The organism is Tractidigestivibacter sp., assembly GCF_057241865.1.
Genome location: NZ_DBHHPX010000043.1, coordinates 1 through 17757, shown reverse-complemented (window position 1 = coordinate 17757; position 17757 = coordinate 1). Strand labels below are relative to the sequence as shown.

Sequence of the window (17757 nt, the reverse complement as noted above, 5' to 3'; positions counted from 1 at the left end):
TGGCCGGTGCCGGCGCCCGTGGCCGCGTGGCGCCTCACCCCGAAGCGCCACCGGCCCCCCTTCTTCGTCTGGCGCATCTCGGGGTCGCGCCCGCCGCTCGCGGCCTTGGTGGAGCCCGGCGCCTCCACGATCGTGGCATCGACGCAGGGGCCGCCGTGCATGAGGGGGCCTCGGCTGCCGAGCCTGTCGCGGATGCTGCCCTCGATCCTGCGATCGAGCTCCTCCTCCACCATGTGGCGGAACCTGAGGAGCGTCGTGGCGTCCGGCACGTCGTTCCCTGAGCCCACGAACTCGCGGACGGCCAGCGAGTCCCACGGCGCGCCCCCGCCTCCCCGCCCTCGGCCTCTTGGCATCGACGAGCGCCACGAGGTCCGCCCAGGGCACGACGGAGCCCGTCTGGTCGAGGAACGCCTTCCTTCTCGTCACCCTGCCGCCGGACATGAATGCGGGGCCCACGAATGAGGCCTGGCGTGCCATGGGGAGCCTCCGATAGGACGTTTTCGCTGGTGGACATACCCATTGTCTCACTGGCGGACATCCCATGGGACCGGGAAGCCCGTCTGTGCGGTACCATTTGTTCAGCGTTTCCCTAGGCGACCTCGCGAGGCTAGGATGGGGACGCCATCAGGCAAGTGCTTTCGGTAGCGAACGCCAATTTGTGTCGAACGAACTCAGCCAGTTCATAGACCGAGGCGAAGTACGCCTTGCCCCAAGGCTGTTTGAACTCGGTGACGTCGGTGCCTGTCTTCTCCCACGGCGCATCTGCCCGGAAGTCCCGGCCGATGACGTTCTCGAACGTCTCGCCGACCTTCCCCTTGTACGAGTCGTGCCTGTGGTAATCGGTCTCTCGGCGGATTCCGCAGCTGATGCCCATCTCGTGCATCATCTTGAGCACGGTCCTACCGGCGATGGCCGCGGCCTTCTTGCGGTTCGAGAGCGTTTCTCCACCTTCAGGGCTATCGATTTTTTAGGTGGGCGTTCTCCGCCTCGAGCTTCTGGACGCGCCGCTCGAGCCCCTGCTCCCGTGTCATCGCCTTCGGCGGCGAGGACGGTTCCCTCGGCCTGCCCTTGGGCTTCGGCCTGAGCGCCTCCGGGCCTCCCTCCCGGTACGCCTTCATCCATTTCTTGAACGAGCTGAGCGAGGCGATCCCGAACCTGGCCATGGCCTCGGGCTTGGCCATCCCCTCGCCTACGACCGCCCTGACGGCGGCCACCTTGGTCTCGAACGAGTAAACCCCCTTCTTCGTGCCCATCAGAGCGAGAACCCCGATACCGACGGGCCTGTAGATGTCCGGCCGTTTTCTCACGGTTTCCTCAGGGATGCCGGGCAGGGACGCGACCGAGCCCCTCGTCGTACAGCTCGGCGGCGCGCATCCTCAGCGCTACGTCGTAAAGAGCATTTCCGGCCATAAAGGAGCCTCCCATTTCTCATGTCCAAGAAATGGGAGGCGGTTCATCTTCGAGGCCTCGTCCGGCTCGTCGAACAAGTGCGGCATGCCGCCGTAGGCGAGGTACTCCTGCAGCGCAAAACGCTTGTGCCCGCATAGGCAGCATAGAACTCGCAGTAGGAAAGCGGATGCACACGCACTTCACGCCGAGGTCCCTGAAACCTGTCGCGATATCCCTCGGGAGGAACTTGGAGTTGCTCCCCGTGATGTACGCGTCGTAGTTCGCGTGGTTGTTCAGCGATATGACGGCTCTCTCGAACGCCTCCACCATCTGGATCTCGTCGAAGATGATGTAGCATTGGGCGCCCTCGTCAGGCGCCGCCTTCTCCACGTACTCGCGCAGCGCCTTCCTCTCACGCAGCTCTTCGAACCTGTTGTCGTCGAGCTCTACGACAACGATCTGATTGTCTCGCCCCCGCCACGGAGGTAGCCGCAGAACAGGTTCCTGAGAAGATAGCTCTTGCCGCAGCGGCGCACCCCGGTGATTATCTTGACGCAGGGACTGAACATCCTCTGCTTCAGTTGCTCCAGATATTCATCCCTCTCGATTCTCATAATCCCTCGATTTTCGATTCACATGTGCAGTATTTTTCGGCTGGCATGCTAAAAGCATCGCACTCTGCCGCATCATTCAGATTAGGGTTTCGATCGAGCTTCATGTAACATGTAATGTAAATTTCGGCAGTCTATATATCTTGTGAATGAGCGAAGAAGCATGTAAGGGAGCAACGCCTAAGGCCGCGTACGCACGGGCAGCTAAATCTGGTGCACTTCGCCATCCTCGACGACCACGATCTCGTCGGCACACGCCTCAATGAGTTCCCTGTCATGGGTTATGAGCACTACGACGCGCCCGGCGTCAGCGTAGCGGCGCATTGCCGCGGCCACGCGCCTCATGTTCAGGTAGTCCATGCCGCTCGTGGGCTCGTCAGCCACCAGCACGTCCCTCTTGGCTGCCAAGGCTGCAGCAATTGCAAGGCGCTGGCGCTCCCCTCCCGAAAGCGACAACGGATGCTCCTCGTGCTTATTCCCCAACCCCACCACAGCCAGGTACTCTTGAGGGTCGCATGCACCATTTGAGAGGAGGATCTCCTTCTCGACACTCGAAGTGAACAGCTGTGCGTTCACGTCTTGCAGGATCATGTAGCAGGAATCGCGCTGCCAACGTCGCCGAACGGGCGAGCCGTCCATGGTGACCTTGAGCCGTATAGGCTTCACTAGGCCGCACAGCGCCTTCCCCAGCGTGGTCTTCCCCTGGCCGTTGCCACCCACCACAGCCGTCACCTTGCCTCGTAGAAACATCAGGTCGCGAATATGCAGCAGGGGCTTCTTGCCGTATCCGCAATCCAGCTCTTCGATGACCAGGCCGCCGCGTTCGTCTTCACTCCGCGCTGAAATGCGGGGCACAGGCGGGTCCGCTCCCCTCAGTCCCATATCATGCAGCTGGACCGAACTCAGGCTCTTAAACTCATCCCCAACAAACGCCCGCTCAACTTGGCCATCTCGCATGACGATCACACGATCTGCCAAGCTGCTCAGCCAATCCAAGCGGTGCTCGCTTACCACGATGGTCTTGCCGGCCTGCTTGAGCTCGGCAAGAATGGCACCGATCCTCTCGATGGTATCGATATCGAGATTGCTGGTGGGCTCGTCCAGGACCACGCACGGCACATCAGTTATGCAGCACGCCGCTAGGCAGATCAGCTGCTTCTGACCGCCGGACAGCGCAAAGATACTCCGGTCCATGAGGTGCCCAATGCCAAACCGATTGACCACCACGTCGAGGCGCGCTTTCATCTCATTGATGCCCATACCAAGATTCTCGGCCGGAAAGAGGATCTCTGCCGTGGTATTGGTCGTGAAGAACTGGGTCTTGGGGTTCTGGAACACCGATGCCACCGTAGACGTGATGTCGTACGTCTTCATCGAAATCGTATCAGCTCCATTGAGCTGCACTTCACCCTCCAGGCGGCCTTCAAGAAGGTGCGGGATGATGCCGTTTATCATTCGGGTGACGGTCGTCTTGCCGCATCCACTGGGTCCGGTGAGCACGACGAACTCGCCATCCTCTACGGTCAGATCAATCGGCCCAACCGAGGTCTTGTCGGGATATTCCCAGATAGCATCATGGATCGCTATGTCCACACAAGCCTCCACACGATAAGGGCAGCAAGCAACGAGAACACGAGGGCATCCGCCCATCCCAGACGGCATGCGAAGTAACGGCTCTTGCGCCCTGGGATGTCGACGCCGCGTGTGTATGCCGCCATCGAAAGGTCGTCGGCCATAACAGAAGCGCCTGAGAGCAGCGGCACGAAAACGTATTCCAAGCTCTTCATCGGCGTAAGCAGGGCCCCTAGGCCTGTCCTGATGCCGCGCATGTGCATGGCCGCCCCGATGTTTTCGACGTCCTTGCGCAAGCACGGCATGTAGCGCAGCATCACGCACAGCGAGATAATGAGTCCCCGCGGTAAGTACAACTGCTCCATCGAGGCCATAAGCTCGCTCACCTGAGTGGAGCGCACCAGATAGCCGGCAGCCGAGAACGGCAGGAAGAACACCAACGCCAGATGGACGATGGTCCCCAAGATGGCCACGATAAACAGATCAGCATTCAGCACCGCAGACAGCCCGTTCAGAGCAGCATAGAGCACGACAAGCTTAAGTGCATCCTTCGCAAACCCCGAAGCGACATTGAGCAACAGGATGGCCGCCAGGCACGCCAGCTCGACAGGCAGAGTCATTGCCCAGGCGATGGACGCGCTCAAGACAAGGACCAGCACAATCTTCGTTCGAGGATCGAGTTTGAGCCACCCGTCGCAGATCATGTCTCGATGCCAGACTTTTCGAGATTCTTCTCAAGGATGCGCTTAGCCAGCAGTACACCGAACACTGCACCCACGATAACCGAGACGTATAGCACAGGCAGCACCCATGTGGGAAGGCTCAGATAGCCCATCGCGAACGTCTCGCCCATGGTCTCCAACGTCTTCGCATAATACGCTTCGCGGTTCACGAAAATCTGCCAATAGCTCGCCACCATGTTGAGGCTGAGGGCGACGTGGGCGAGCGCGATGCCCTTGTACGTATGCAGTCCAGCCCATTGGCGCAGCAGCTCGGCGATCAGAGCGAACGCCACAATATGAACAAGTAACAGGTAATGAAGGCCGGTCATCAGGTGCAATACCAGAAACGGCAGCAGCGCGAACAGGAACGTAGCCCACTTTTTCTGACACCTCGCCATGAAGAATACCGTAATGATGGCCCCGATGACGGCATAGGCGAAGGGATAGAGCATGTAGGCGACTACCGACATCCCAAACGGGGTGCCCACTACGAATGATCCCACGAGATAGATGGCGGCAAAGATGCCGATATTCACAAAATCCTTCGTTTGCAGTCTCTCGTTCACAGACGTGCTCCTTTCGCTGATGCTTCCATGCTTGTTCATGAATTTCTACAACCCAACCTAATAGCTGTACTGTTCCACGGCGACCGACCGTTCGACGAGGCTGCGATACAAGGGACACTCCTCCATAAGTTGGTCGTGAGTGCCTGCCGCCTGCACCTGGCCATTGTCGAGCACCACGATGTTGTTGGCGTTCTCAATGGACTTCATGCGATGTGAGATAACGATGACCGTCTTGCCCGCCACGAGCTTGTTCAGTCCTTCTTGCACCCTGGCCTCGCTCTCGACGTCGAGCGCTGCGGCAATTTCGTCGAGGATGATGATGGGAGCGTCCTTGAGCAACGCCCGCGCAATGGATATGCGAGCGCGCTCCCCACCGGAGAGCCTTGCCCCGTTCTCCCCGATGGCCGTGCCATAGCCGTCGGGCAGATGGGAGACGAAGTCGTCGCATCCTGCCAGCTCGGCGGCATGCTTCACCTCATCATCGGTGGCATCCAGTCTTCCGATGCGGATGTTCTCGAGCACCGATGTATTGAAGAGCACCACATCCTGGAACACAATGGACACGCAGTTGAACAGGGCTTCTGTATCCATCTCCTTAATGTCGCACCCACCGATGGAGATCGACCCGCTGTCGTAGTCCACCAGACGGCTGATGACGCGCAGCAGCGTCGTCTTGCCGCACCCAGAGGGGCCGACCAGCGCCGTCACCTCGCCCTGCCTGGCCTTAAACGTTACACCGTCAAGCACCTGGCGCATCCCGTCATAGGAGTACCGCACGCCGCTCAAGGCGACGTCGAACTGCGTCGGCGCATCGCCTACCCCCTCTTGAGTCGGCGTATCCCTGATGTCCTCGATCTTCTTTACGCGTGCATCGAGGTAAAAAATCTCCGCAAGGTACTGGAACACGTTATTCACGCCTCGGGAGAACATCGCCGCTGCAACCACGTAGCCCACCACGAACAGCAAGGTGGCCTGCCCTTGGGCAAGCAGGTGCACGCCCACGGCAAGTGTGATACCGATAGGCAGCACCGTGATGGCCTGAGCTGCGCTCAATGGGATGACCTGCGCAAGCTCGCTTCCCCACTGCAGCTTCTCCGCGTTAACGAGGTTGCTTGAGATGCGGGCCCTGAACGCCTCCTTAAGCTGATAGCTTTTGATCTCCTGGCTCAGGTCGATGGCGGTTTGGTATTCCTCGGATATCTCGCGCAGCACGGCATACTGCTCCGTGCGTATCTGCACTTGCAGGCGCTTTGTCAAGTAGACTAGGGCAATCGAGAAGGCAATGGGTACGAGAATGCACAGGGCAAGGCGTGCATCGCCGAGCAACATCAAAACTGCACCGAGGATGAAGTAGGCCACGAACCCTATCAGGTTGGCAACCCCGTGAGCCAGGGCGTGCTCAAGGGCGGCTACGTCGGCTGTGAGCACCTGCGCAAGGTCGGACACGTCGTGTCGCGTGAAGAACGAGAGCGGAAGTTCCTTCATCCGACTTGCCAAATCGATTCTGATGTTAGCCGTCTCGCGGTAGGTTTCATTGTAGGAGACGCGATAATTCATGTCGACAGCCACATACATGACGGCCGCCGATGCGGCTAGCAAGCCAACGTAGAGCCAAATGTTCGGCTCTTGCCCCTCCGTGAGCTGCCAAGCCAGGAAAAACACCAGCATCATCGGAAGCAGGAGCGAGAGGTAGTAGAAGAAATAGCTGACGCTCGACCGTATGAGGCCGCGTGCCCCATCGTCGGTCAGCGCGAACGACCTTCGAAGCAACTCTTTCATGACACCCTCCAGTCGTTTGCTTGCTGGTAAAGGTCAGCCAGCTGCCTATAGCGCCCACTTGCCCGCATGAGCTCCTGCTCCGAGCCCCGCTCGACCACCTGTCCATCCTCTATGAACAGAATCTCGTCCACGTTTCGTATGGCCGAGAGCCTATGCGCGATCATGATGACGGTCTTACCTTCCATCAGCCTGGTGAAGGCGCGCTGCAGCTCGTACTCGTTCTCCGGGTCTGCGGCGGCACTGGCCTCGTCAAGAATAAGGATGTTCGCATTTTTGAGCATAGCCCGCGCAACGACGATGCGCTGTACCTCGCCCCCAGAAAGGTGCACGCCCTCCGACCCGACCACCGTAGCCTCGCGATCAGAGAACTTGTCAAGGATGGAAAGGCACTCTGCGTCCTCCAGGGCGCGCATCACCTCGTCGCGCGAAGCGGCAGGCCGACCGCAATGCACGTTCTCGTAGATGCTCATGTGCGGGAAGAGCTTTGCATTCTGGAATACGTATGCAATGTTGCACAGCAACGCATCCTCGGTGTATGCGTGGATGCTGTTACCGCCAATCAGCAGCTCCCCGGTCGACACGGGATAGAACCCCGAGATGAGCTTGGCTATCGTCGACTTCCCTCCGCCGCTCGGGCCCACCAGAGCATAGGTCTTCCCCGCCTTGAGCGTGCAGGAGAAACCATCCAGCACAACGCGGTCGCCATAGGCGTACGTGACGTCGCGGAACTCCACGTCAAAGCGTTGCATCTCGTCAAGGTCGCCAGAGGTTATACGAGATGCCGCCATTTCGCTGCGCAGGTTTTCCAGATGATTGAGCGCCTGCTTGGCCTGATAGTTGTCCATACCCGTGAACATCACGGCCATGAAAGCCGAGTAGCACACGCCGGAAAACATTGAGAAGAACAGCACCTTCACCAGGATGACGCCGACGGGTTCCCCCTGCACGATAAACAAGATCGCAAATGGTATGACCAGCGCATAGAAGACGTTGAACAGAACCTGGAATCCCACGTAGGGCCGCCGGCAGCTGAGGGTATATTGGTAGATATTGTCCCGGTACTCGCGAATGGCATCGATGAGTGCCTTGTAGTAGTGCACGGTGACGCCGAAGATCTTGATGACCTGTATGCCGCGCACATACTCCACCGAGGCAGAGCTCATCTCCTCCATGGCACGGCCGAACTTCTCCATCAGCTCGGGGCGCCCATACATGGCCTTGTATTGGAGAGCGCCGATGGCAATGGTGACAAGCAGCAGGACGCACAGCCTCCAGTCAATGATGCCGAGCAAAACGAACATGAGTACGGGCGTAACGATGGCGCTTACGTTGTTGGGAATGAGATGGGCGACCGTGCGATGCGTATTACCCGCATTGTCATCGATGATGCGCCTGACCTCACCGCTCTGGTGCGTATCGAAAAACGAGAACGAGGCGTCGAGCACATCGTTCAGACCCGACGTGCGCAACTTCGTTTCGAGGCCGAACCCCAGATAGTGGGAGTGCAGCAGGGCTACAATGTTCAGCAGGCCGTAGGCTACCATCGCCAAGACGATCCACATGGCGTAACTGGCCGCTTGGCCCGAATCGTTACCGACCAGGAGCAGGACCAACGTTTGGTACAAAAGCCAGTAAGCTACCATGTTCATTGCACACGATATTGCGGCAAGGGCGATAGACACCCAAGCGTGGATACTGCGCTCTGGGATATAACCCAATAACCGTCGATAGAGCTCGAACATGTTTACCTCCTTATTTTACCGCTTTATTGAACAGACAAGTTAGTTAAGGTAAAGTTTACGAGCAACCATTAGAGCACAACGTGCTCAATCAAATGGTCTTAGCGGAATACATCCGTTTATTTGAGGTAGAATATTTGTCTAATCGAGGTAGCAATGACATTTAAGAGCATCGACGATTTGGGCCTCTTGTCTATGGCAAGGCCGGCAGAATGGTCATATCGACCTGCAGGCATGACATACGAGATCGACCTTGAGGATGTACGGGGATTTCGTTGGTATTACCGCATGGAGGGCCGCTACTCCATCGCCATCGACCGGCTCTCTTTTGCCCGCGACTTTATGCTCCAAAGCAAAGTTGAGTCCTTGTACACAATCGTCTTGTACGTCACAGCCTCAGGGGATGAATTCCTTCCCTACCGCAGCCTGTCATCCGACTCCATCACGCTGTACGCGCCCGATACCCCTTTCAAAGTGATATACCACCACAACATAGAACTCTATGCACTGACAATTAACATATACGCTTCGTTCGTAGAGAACTTCCTGCAGGAGCGCTACCCCACACTGGCTGGAGCTGTCCAGACAGCGTTTGCACGAGGCTCGCGGCAGAGGTTCGACTTGATCCGTCCACTGATGTACGACATCTTGCAATGCAACAAGAGTGCAGAGGTTTCGGCACTGCTCTTCGAAGCGAGGATCCTGGAGATATTGTCGCGAATCACAGGTGCCCAGGAAACGCTGGCCATCTCAGACGCGGCGACGGAGCGGGTGACGATCAAGCCCGAGGATGTCACGGCACTCATGGAGATTGCCGAGTATATCTCCGACCATTACAACCGGCAGATTTCGCTCAAGACACTTTCGAGCATCTCGCTGATGAGCGAGAGCAAGCTCAAGACCCTGTTCAAGGCACAATATGGAATGACCATCACGGAGTATATCCAGAAGAAGCGCATGAGCAGCGCCGAGCTGCTTCTCATCAGCACCGACCTGCCATTGACGCAAATCTCAAAAATCGTGGGCTACGCAAACCCCAGCAGGTTCTCCGAGTTGTTCCGGAGATATTACGGCATCGCGCCGTCCAGTTACCGCGCGGAGAAATGACGGACACTTCATTTCTGGTCTTCGGCTCGCAGAACAACTTCAAATCGGTGGGCAATCCGCAGGATGATAATCGACCTGCGAGCAAAACGATTGCGTCGAAAACAGTGGTGTACGAGGGGGAGTGAGAGAAGGCCACCGCTTGCCCTAGAATGTCGGTTCGCCAAGATCGACAGAAGGGACGGCAACGATGGCCAACGGCAACAGAATACCCCACGGGGACCCGGAGCTGAGGGACGTCCCCATGGCTTCCCGGACAGCGTATCGAGCCTGTGCGACATGATGAACGCCACCATGGCGGCTGTCCTCAACGAGATCGCGCCCACACAGGCCGACGAGGCGTGCGGCACCGAGCACGGGGTCCGCGCGAAATCGAGGGTCAACAGCCGCAACGGCTACGGGAGGCGCAGCCTCGAGACGACGGGCACCCTCGACCTCGGGGTGTCCAGGCTCAGGGGCGGCTCCTGCTTCCCCACGGAGCTCTTCGGGCGCTGGCCGCGGCGGCCGCCGGGACGTGCGCGACCGGCACGTCGACGCGCGGAGTAGAGGGGGCCGCCGCGAAGTTCGGCATCGACTCGCTGTCCAAGGGCCAGGTCTCGCGCCTGTGCGCCGCAATCGACGAGGAGGTCGACCCCTCCTTCTCCAGGGACCGGCCGGCGGTGCGCTTCGCCTGTCTCCTCCTCGACGCCACCTATGTGAGGCGCCGCGTCGGCGGCCGCGTGCGCGGCGAGTCCTCCATCGCTGCCATCGGCGTCGGCGACGGCGGCAGGCGCCACCTCCTGGGCTTCACGTGCGCCAACGCGGAGGGCTACGCGTCGTAGAGGAGTTTCCCGCAGGGCCTCGGGGAGCGGGGCGTGACGAACGCCCGGCTCGTGACCCCCGACGCCCACGATGAACTGCCTCCCATTTCTTGGACACGAGAAATGGGAGGCCTCTTCATGGTTGGAAACGCTCTTTGCGATGTCGCACTCAGGATGCGCGCCGCCGAGCTGTACGACGAGGGATACGGCCGCGCCTCGGTCGCGGCCCTGCTGGGTGTTCCGGAGGAAACCGTGAGACAATGGCTTTCGGCTTACGAATCCGTTGGCATCGAGGCCCTTGCACTAATAGGTGCTAGGAAGACGGCCTGCCCGTTCGAGACGAAGGCCGCCGCCGTCAGGGCGGTCGTGGGCGGGGGCATGACGGAGCCAGGAGCGATGGCGAGGTTCGGGATCTGCTCGGCGACCTCGTTCAAGAGGTGGCTGAGGGCCTACCGGGGGGCGCCGGGGCGCCCGGGCCGAAGCCCAAGGGCGGGCCGAGGGGGCCGTCCTCGCCGCCGAAGGCGATGACGCGCGAGCAGGAGCCAGGGCGCCGCGTGCAGAGGCTCGGGGCGGAGAACGCCTGCCTGAAAAAATCGATGGCCCCGAAGGCGGAAGCGCCCTCGAACCGCGAGAGGGCCGCGGCCGTGAGCGGGCCTTCGGGGCGATGCCCCCTCGCCGACCTGCTCGGGGCCGCCGGCCTTCCCAAGTCCAGCCACTGCTACGCGCTGCCGCACCCCAAGGCCCCCACGAGGCCCGGGCCCTGGGAGGCCGCGGCCGAGATCCTCTCGCGCACCGCCAACGGCTGCGGCCACCGCCAGATAGCGATGTGCCTGCGCGCCGGGCAGGGCGCGGCCATCGCCGGCAAGACCGTGCCCGAGACGACGCGCGAGATGGGCATAAGCCGCGGGATCCGCCGGAAGACCGGCTGCCGCGGGCACGACCCGCACGGGGGGCGGGGTCGGCGAGACGTCCGAGAGCGTGATCGGGCGTGGCTTCCGGGCGGGCGCGCCGTGGGAGGAGGCGGGCACCGACGCCACCGAGCTCGAGCGGCCCTGGGGAAAGGCCTGCTTCGCGCCGACCTGCGACTTCGGCAGCAAGGAGACCGTCGCCTGGTCCACGTCGCTGCGCCCCGGCATGGCCCAGCAGCCCGAGCCGCTGGGCCAGCTCCCGGCGAAGAGGCCGGAGGGCTCCGCCCCGATGCCCCATTCCGACATGGGCTGGCAGTACCAGCACGCTTCCTGGTGCGGACGCCTGCGGGCAGCCGGCATCGTGCAGAGCATGCCCAGGAAGGGCAACCGCATCGGCAACGGCGCGACGGAGCAGGTGTTCGGCCATCTGAAGGACGAGTCCTTCCGGAACCAGACGTGGGCGAGCCTCGAGGAGTTCAGGCGGGACCCCGACGCATACGTCGTCCACTGGAACACTAGGAGGAGATAGGTCAGACTGAAGGGCTGACCCCGGAGGAGTTCCGGAATCAGTCCCTAAACGCGGTCTAGGCCGCTTATTAGCCCGTCCAAGAATCGGGATGCAGTTCACACGTAAGACGTGCGAGGCCTTCTTGTTGTCTATGTGCCATCCTATTACTCGTACAGATAGTTCAGGAAGGTCAGCGCCGCAAGCGAGAGGCCTTGGCCCAGACGGTGCGCCATGTACATCGTGCGGAAGGCACGGATCTCGAGATGGTGTATCTCGAGCGTATCGGGGAGCTTCCCCAGGGCAAGCATCGGCAGAAGCGAGATGCCCAAGCCCGCATCGATGAGCGCAAGTATCGCATTGAAATCGGACGTCTCGCAGCGCACGAGGGCGTGCCGGAGTTCCTTCTGGAGCAAAGGCGCCGTCTCGGTGTCTGCGATGAAGCGCTCGTCCTTCAGAAGATCGATCGGAATGGAGGACCTCCCCGGCTCGAAGTGGCCGCGCCTCGAGACGACGACGATCTCGTCCTTGTGAAAGAGCTTCGAGGAGAAGGCAGCAGAATCGAGCTTCTTCGGCACGAAGGCCACGTCAACCGCGCCTTCCGCAAGGAGCTTCTCTGCCTCGCTGTACGTCGACTCCGTGATATCGATCTCGATATTGGGATGGTCCTCGGCAAAGGCGCCCAAGGGGCGTGCGAGCTTCCAGGACACAATCGAGGAGGGTGCAGCGATGCTGACATTGCCGGACACGAGCCCGTTGATATCGTCAACCTTCATCGTGAAGCGCTCGAAGGACTGCACGACAGCACATGCCTCGGGCAGAAGGCGTTCGCCCTCCTTCGTGAGCCTCACGGTACCGCCCGTCCTCTCGAACAGGCGCACGCCCCAGTCCTCCTCGAGGCCCTGGACCATGCGACTCACGGATGACTGCGTGTAGCCGAGCTGCTGGGCCGTGCGCGTGAAGCTGCCGCATTCGGCTGCCTTCACGAATGCCTGGAACTTGTGGATATTGGCCTCCATGGAACCCCTCTCATACCGCTTCGGCTCCAGACCTGAAGCTGTCCGGAGCGCACCTGCGAACAGAGAGCGCCATCGGCCACGACCCGAATACGCACTCTTCTCCGATGCACCTTTCCCTAGAAGCGATCTTCTACTATGGAATGGATGGCATATAGTTTCAATCTCTGATACAGGCTTCATACAGCCATTCGCGTCAGAATTCACGCTATCTGCAGCGCGTTGCTTATGGCTATATGGAGATGCTGCCAAATACCCCGTCCGTTTGGAGCTTTTCTATCCACCCAGCAGAAGCAGGTACAGAAAGACCGGACCTCCGAAGAGGCCCGGCCTGCATCATGGCTATATGGGGGGCTGAGTCCCCGAGGACACCTTACAGGGCACCCTTGATCATGATGTCGCCTTCCTTCATGATGACGTCCATCTTGTCCGGGTTGAGGTCGCGGATCTCCTTCAGAGGATCGCCGTTCACGACGAGGATGTCGGCGAGCTTGCCGGCCTCGACGGAGCCGAAGTCGTTCTCGTGGTGCACCATCTTGGCACCGTTGAGCGTAGCGGCGACGATAGCGTCCATGTTCGGGATCTCGCAGTGCTCGACCCAGGCGTATACCTCATCGAGCGTCGTGTAGCCGTATGGTGTGGAGAAGCTGAAGGAATCGGAGCCGACCGTCAGCGTGACGCCGAGCTTGTAGGCACGGTTGAGGTTTGCATACGAGCGAGCGATGCCCTTCTCTGCGTTGTTCTTGCCAGGCCACTTGTCGAGCTCGGGCGTCCACTCGGGAGGATACGTCGCGTACCAGGACGGAAGGAACCCGACCGTCGGCGTGAAGAACGTGCCCTGCTGCGCCATGAGGTCCATGGTCTTGTCATCGAGTTCGAAGCCGTGGATCAGCTGCTCTGCGCCGAAGCGGACGGAGTCATAGGCTGCAGAGATCGAGTTGTAGGAGTGAGACCAGACCGGGATGCCGACCATTGCGCACTCGTCGCAGACCGCCTTGATCTCTTCCGTGCTCATGAGCTGAGCGCGTCCGGAGTCCCAGCGCCAGATGCCACCGCCGGTTGCCCAGATCTTGATAGCATCAGGGTTCTCGCGCAGGCGCATGCGGATGGCATGACGGAGCTCCCACGGACCGTCTACCTGGTCGCCCCAAGGGTGGCCGTTCTTCGACATCTCGAACGGCAGGCGGTGGCAGTCGCCGTGTCCTGCGGTGCGGCAGAAGCCGAGGCCGGTTGCAAAGATGCGCGGGCCCTTCATGACGCCCATGTTGACGAGATCGCGGATTGCAATGCCGTTGCGGCCGATCTCGCAGACCGTCGTAAGGCCGTGGGTGACGGCGTCGTAGGCCTGCTTGACGGCGCATGCTTGCTTCTGGGCAACCGTCTCGATGACCCAATCGTTGTCGTTGTCCGTCAGGTTGCCGGAGAAGTGAATGTGCGTATCGATGATGCCCGGCATGACCGTCTTGCCGGTCGCGTCGATGACCTCATAGCCCTCAGGAATCTCCGTTGCCTCACCGGCATGCGTGATTTTCTTGTCATCCACCAGGACAAGGGAATCCTCGACCGGAGACGCGCCGGTGCCGTCTACGAGCTTGCCGCCCTTGATAGCATACTTTGCCATTGCAAATCCTCCCAATCTTTCCAACGAACCACGCGCATTGACCAGCTATGCGTCGCCTTGTGGCGTATGCATACGTGCGAGGCTATGCAGCATGCGCTGCAGCCTTCTTGCTGCCAAAGACAGCGAGGATGATGAAGCCGATGACAATCCAGGCACCTGTGATGACCCACTCGACCGTGTCGAGGGCAGCAGGGCTGAGCGGAACAACCATGAGGCCGATGATGATGAGGCCAGCGATGATAGCGCAGGCGATGATGGGTTTGCCGCCATTGACCTTGTAAGGCCTCGGAAGGTCAGGCTCGGTCTTGCGCAGCTTCATGCAGGCAAAGCCAGCCATCGTGCAGGCGAAGATGAAGCCCAGGGATGCGACGTTCGTGAGCGGGACGAGCATGTTCCTGCCGAGGAAGGGTCCGATGAGCGTCAGCACTGCCATGACGGTATTGGCCTTCTTGGGAGCACCAGAGACGGAATCGAGCTCTGCAAACGAGGACGGAATCATTTCCTTCCTGCCCATGGCGAGCATGAGGCGGGTGGAAGCGCCGAAGAACGAGTTCATGGGGCCGAGAGGTCCGAGTGTACCGATGATGAGCATCGCGATGTAGAAGAAGATGTTGATGCGCTCGAGGACGGCAAGGGCAGGCACGGAGGACTTCACGAACTCATGCCAGTCGATGATTGTGCCGAACGAGTAGATGCAGACGAGGTAGAAGGCACCCGATGCGAGAAGGGCGATAGCCGGGATGAGGCCGAACTTCTTCCAGTCGAGGTGCGCAGAGGCTTCCTCTGCCTGCTGCGGAATCGTATCGAAGCCCGCATAGAAGAACGGTGTCATGACAAGGACTGCGACGATGCCGCCCAGAAGAGACGTTGCCTCGGTGGAGCTGCCGCCTGCTGCATCCTGCACCTGCGAGAACACAGGGAGGGCATTAGAAGGAGATCCGGTCATGAACGAGATGACCATGGCAAGGACTATGCCGCAGAGAAGCGCCTTGGTAAGGAAGCTCGAGAGCTTGGCAGCTGCGCCTGCGCCGTGGAAGTTGAGATAGATGACGAGAATGGCAGCGCCCAGAGCGATGACGGTCGGCCAGAGATAGACGTCTGCGTCGAGGATCGTGTAGAGCTTCACGGAGCGCAGCCACGAGAGAACCGGGAACTCGGCGAAGCGGTCCGTCAGGAGCGTGGAGATGGCGATAGCCTCCCACGGGCACAGAGGAGCGTTGCCAAGCAGAAGCATCCAGCCAGTAAAGAAGCCGAGCTTGCGTCCGTATGTGCGGTCCACATACTCGATGATGCCGCCGGAAATCGGGATGGCTGCCGTCAGCTCACCGAAGCACATGCCGATAGGCACGAGGAACACGGCACCAATCGCGAATGCGATCATGGCCGGAACCGGGCCGCCGCCCAGAACCATCCAGTCACCTACCAGAAGCACCCATCCGGTGCCGATGATGGCGCCGAAGCCGATCGTGAAGAAGTTGAAGAGCGTCAGCTCCTTCTTCATGCCTCCTTCTGCTGGTGTAGTCCCTGCCATATCTCTCCCCTCGCAGTCAATCGCCTCGAAGGCGAATATCCAGTTCGCGGGTGCCAGGCGCTCGTTGCCTCCCCCGCGACGCAATTCCATGTTCGAAGAAAGGCCTCTGTTGCGCAAAGGTTTCGGAAGTGTTGCGGGGCCGAGAGGAGCGATGCGAGCCCTGAGCGGATTATGTTTGAAAAACTAACATTGCAATGAGCGCTAGACGTCATTCGGATGCCATATCGCCGCAGGTAAATACCTATGTATGAGATACCGTTCATCCGTTTCGGAAAAGCGGTAAACGGCTTTCAGATTCAGCACAGAAGCGGCCAAAACATGAACGGAGGCCCCTCCCGCCACATGAGCTGCGCCCCAAAACGTGGACGCCCTCATAGAGGCTAAGCCGTGGCGGCCTGGTGAGCTCGGCGGCCTCGGCCTCCGCGAAGACGGAGTCGCGGCTTCCCTCCCGCTTCTGGAAGGGGTGGGCGTTGTACTCGGCGAACCTCTCCCTCACGGCCTCCCTCACCTAGCCGAAGTCGGTGAAGGTGACGTTCCTCGGCTGAGCAATTGCCCAGGTGACGGCGTCCCTCGCACGCGCCCTCGGCCGATGCCCTCTGCTCGGGCTTCCTCGCCTGGGCGGGCATGACGGCCGTCATACAGTGCTCTCCCAGGGCCTCGTAGGCGTCGTTCAGGACGGCCTCGCCCTTGTGCGGGTGCCCGAGACCACGCCAGCCGTCAGGTTGTCGCAGACGGTCCCTTCCGGCACGCCTCCCCAGCACACGCACATGTGCACGTGGCACCTGGGCCGGGTCCGCTCCCTCATGTCCATCGTCGGCTCAAAGCAGGCCCCCTGGCCGAAGGGCAGGACCCCCACGAAGAGGTAGACCTTGGAGGCCTCGCCGGTCGTGGGGTCGACGAGGCCCTTCCCGATCGCCGGCCCCGACCAGTCGACCTCGCAGGACCGGCCCACCTTGTGCTCGATGCACCTGGTGAGGCCATTGGCCGCCGTGTACTTGCCGTAGTCCCCGCAGGACCTCGTGTAACCCACAGCCACCTTGCCGGTGCGCCTGCACTCGTCCCTGTACCCGTCGTGCAGGAGCCTGAGGTTGACGCCGGCATTGCTCATATCCTTGTGGACGTAGGCCCAGTCCAGCTCCTCGAAGACCGTCTCCCTCACGTGCCTATCGGGATAGAAGAGCCGGTAGGCCTCCCCATCGGCCATCGGCTCCAGCAGCTGCCAGGTGACGTCGCGCTCGTCGGCCAGGTCGAACACCTCGCAGGCCGACTCCGTCGACACGTGGCGCGCCCTGGTTGTCTGCCTCCCCGGCACGCCCCGCTCGCGGAGCTGCACCACCAGCTTCGCCTTGATCCTTCTCGCCATGCTCCCTGCCCCTTTCGTCTAGACGACATGGCACGCCCAGACTGCGGGGCGATGCGGAACGGCGAAGCGGGCGCTACGGAAGTCGCGAAACGGTCAGGCGGGGGGATGATACGGAAGCGGCGGAACGAGCACTACGCAGAGCGCGCGATACTCAGAAATGCCAGCTCGTCTTTGCCCAGTACCTACGAGTGGCCACGAGAAGGAGACCGCCCGACCATCCACTCAGATAGAGGGGGCCACTACCGCTGGCCTGGATGGATTGGTGGGGCATGCAAGGAGAACGGCCTGGCCAGATCGATGCCGAGGAAGGGCTGCAGCCCCGATGACGCGAGGTGCGAGGGACCTCCGGCAGGTCCGAGATAGAGCCTTCCCACGGATGCGGCTGGAGTGGGACTACGGCAGATGGGTTCATGAGGATGTCCGACGCGTACCTGAGATGGTACAGAGAGACCAGGATCAAGGGCGACCTTGACTACCGGAGACCAGCTATATGAAGTCAAGACCTAGAGACTGATTTGTTCGACCGACACC

Annotated in this window: 16 protein-coding genes and 2 pseudogenes; 4 read left to right on the top strand and 14 right to left on the bottom strand. The window is 60.6% G+C overall.

All coding sequences use genetic code 11. The annotated features are described in order from the left end of the window. From ACO59D_RS11385 to ACO59D_RS11340, 10 genes and pseudogenes are all read right to left on the bottom strand, one after another. A pseudogene (locus ACO59D_RS11385) lies at positions 1–287 on the bottom strand (IS5/IS1182 family transposase); the annotation flags it as partial. 320 nt (positions 288–607) lie between these two features. Further along, positions 608–895, bottom strand: coding sequence for a hypothetical protein (locus ACO59D_RS11380; protein ID WP_207302651.1), 288 nt, complete (start codon positions 893–895; stop codon positions 608–610). A gap of 61 nt (positions 896–956) precedes the next feature. Next, the gene (locus ACO59D_RS11375; RefSeq protein WP_485127079.1) at positions 957–1253 is read right to left on the bottom strand and encodes a transposase; all 297 of its coding nucleotides are present in this window, start codon (positions 1251–1253) and stop codon (positions 957–959) included. 175 nt (positions 1254–1428) lie between these two features. Continuing rightward, entirely contained in the window at positions 1429–1809 is a 381-nt protein-coding gene (locus ACO59D_RS11370; RefSeq protein WP_485127081.1) for an AAA family ATPase, read from the bottom strand. 26 nt (positions 1810–1835) lie between these two features. Then, the gene (locus tag ACO59D_RS11365) at positions 1836–2003 is read right to left on the bottom strand and encodes a hypothetical protein (RefSeq protein ID WP_485127078.1); all 168 of its coding nucleotides are present in this window, start codon (positions 2001–2003) and stop codon (positions 1836–1838) included. A 201-nt stretch (positions 2004–2204) separates the two neighbouring features. After that, complete coding sequence (locus tag ACO59D_RS11360) at positions 2205–3593, bottom strand: ABC transporter ATP-binding protein (protein WP_485127077.1); 1389 nt, start codon at positions 3591–3593, stop codon at positions 2205–2207. Continuing rightward, positions 3584–4276, bottom strand: a complete 693-nt coding sequence (locus tag ACO59D_RS11355) for an energy-coupling factor transporter transmembrane component T family protein (RefSeq protein ID WP_485127076.1) — start codon at positions 4274–4276, stop codon at positions 3584–3586. The genes ACO59D_RS11360 and ACO59D_RS11355 overlap by 10 nt, the downstream gene beginning before the upstream one ends. Then, positions 4273–4860: an MptD family putative ECF transporter S component gene (locus tag ACO59D_RS11350; RefSeq protein WP_165443542.1), complete on the bottom strand. Its 588-nt coding sequence runs from the start codon at positions 4858–4860 to the stop codon at positions 4273–4275. Before ACO59D_RS11350 ends, ACO59D_RS11355 begins: the two co-directional genes overlap by 4 nt. Positions 4861–4917: 57 nt before the next feature. Further along, positions 4918–6639 (bottom strand): ABC transporter ATP-binding protein, encoded by a 1722-nt coding sequence (locus ACO59D_RS11345; protein WP_130811249.1) that lies wholly within the window; start codon positions 6637–6639, stop codon positions 4918–4920. Beyond that, complete coding sequence (locus ACO59D_RS11340) at positions 6636–8381, bottom strand: ABC transporter ATP-binding protein (protein ID WP_485127075.1); 1746 nt, start codon at positions 8379–8381, stop codon at positions 6636–6638. Before ACO59D_RS11340 ends, ACO59D_RS11345 begins: the two co-directional genes overlap by 4 nt. A 231-nt stretch (positions 8382–8612) precedes the next feature. Between ACO59D_RS11340 and ACO59D_RS11335 the strand changes: the two genes are divergently transcribed. The 4 genes and pseudogenes from ACO59D_RS11335 to ACO59D_RS11320 all read left to right on the top strand — a co-directional run bounded on the left by ACO59D_RS11335 (position 8613) and on the right by ACO59D_RS11320 (position 11719). Then, positions 8613–9485, top strand: coding sequence for a helix-turn-helix transcriptional regulator (locus tag ACO59D_RS11335; RefSeq protein WP_485127074.1), 873 nt, complete (start codon positions 8613–8615; stop codon positions 9483–9485). 63 nt (positions 9486–9548) lie between these two features. Beyond that, positions 9549–10303 (top strand): annotated as a pseudogene (locus ACO59D_RS11330) (transposase). A gap of 102 nt (positions 10304–10405) precedes the next feature. Further along, positions 10406–10810, top strand: coding sequence for a helix-turn-helix domain-containing protein (locus tag ACO59D_RS11325; RefSeq protein WP_485127080.1), 405 nt, complete (start codon positions 10406–10408; stop codon positions 10808–10810). A 450-nt stretch (positions 10811–11260) separates the two neighbouring features. Then, entirely contained in the window at positions 11261–11719 is a 459-nt protein-coding gene (locus ACO59D_RS11320; protein WP_485127073.1) for an IS3 family transposase, read from the top strand. A 143-nt stretch (positions 11720–11862) separates the two neighbouring features. Here ACO59D_RS11320 and ACO59D_RS11315 read toward each other — a convergent pair whose 3' ends face one another. From ACO59D_RS11315 to ACO59D_RS11300, 4 genes are all read right to left on the bottom strand, one after another. Further along, positions 11863–12714, bottom strand: a complete 852-nt coding sequence (locus ACO59D_RS11315; protein ID WP_485127072.1) for a LysR family transcriptional regulator — start codon at positions 12712–12714, stop codon at positions 11863–11865. 370 nt (positions 12715–13084) lie between these two features. After that, the gene (locus ACO59D_RS11310) at positions 13085–14332 is read right to left on the bottom strand and encodes a metal-dependent hydrolase family protein (RefSeq protein ID WP_485127071.1); all 1248 of its coding nucleotides are present in this window, start codon (positions 14330–14332) and stop codon (positions 13085–13087) included. Between the two features lie 82 nt (positions 14333–14414). Beyond that, positions 14415–15833 carry an APC family permease gene (locus ACO59D_RS11305; protein ID WP_485127070.1) on the bottom strand — a complete coding sequence of 473 codons (1419 nt, stop codon included), beginning with the start codon at positions 15831–15833 and terminating at the stop codon, positions 14415–14417. 700 nt (positions 15834–16533) lie between these two features. Then, on the bottom strand, positions 16534–17226 hold the full coding sequence (locus tag ACO59D_RS11300; protein WP_485127069.1) for a transposase: 693 nt from the start codon (positions 17224–17226) through the stop codon (positions 16534–16536). Positions 17227–17757 lie beyond the last annotated feature (531 nt).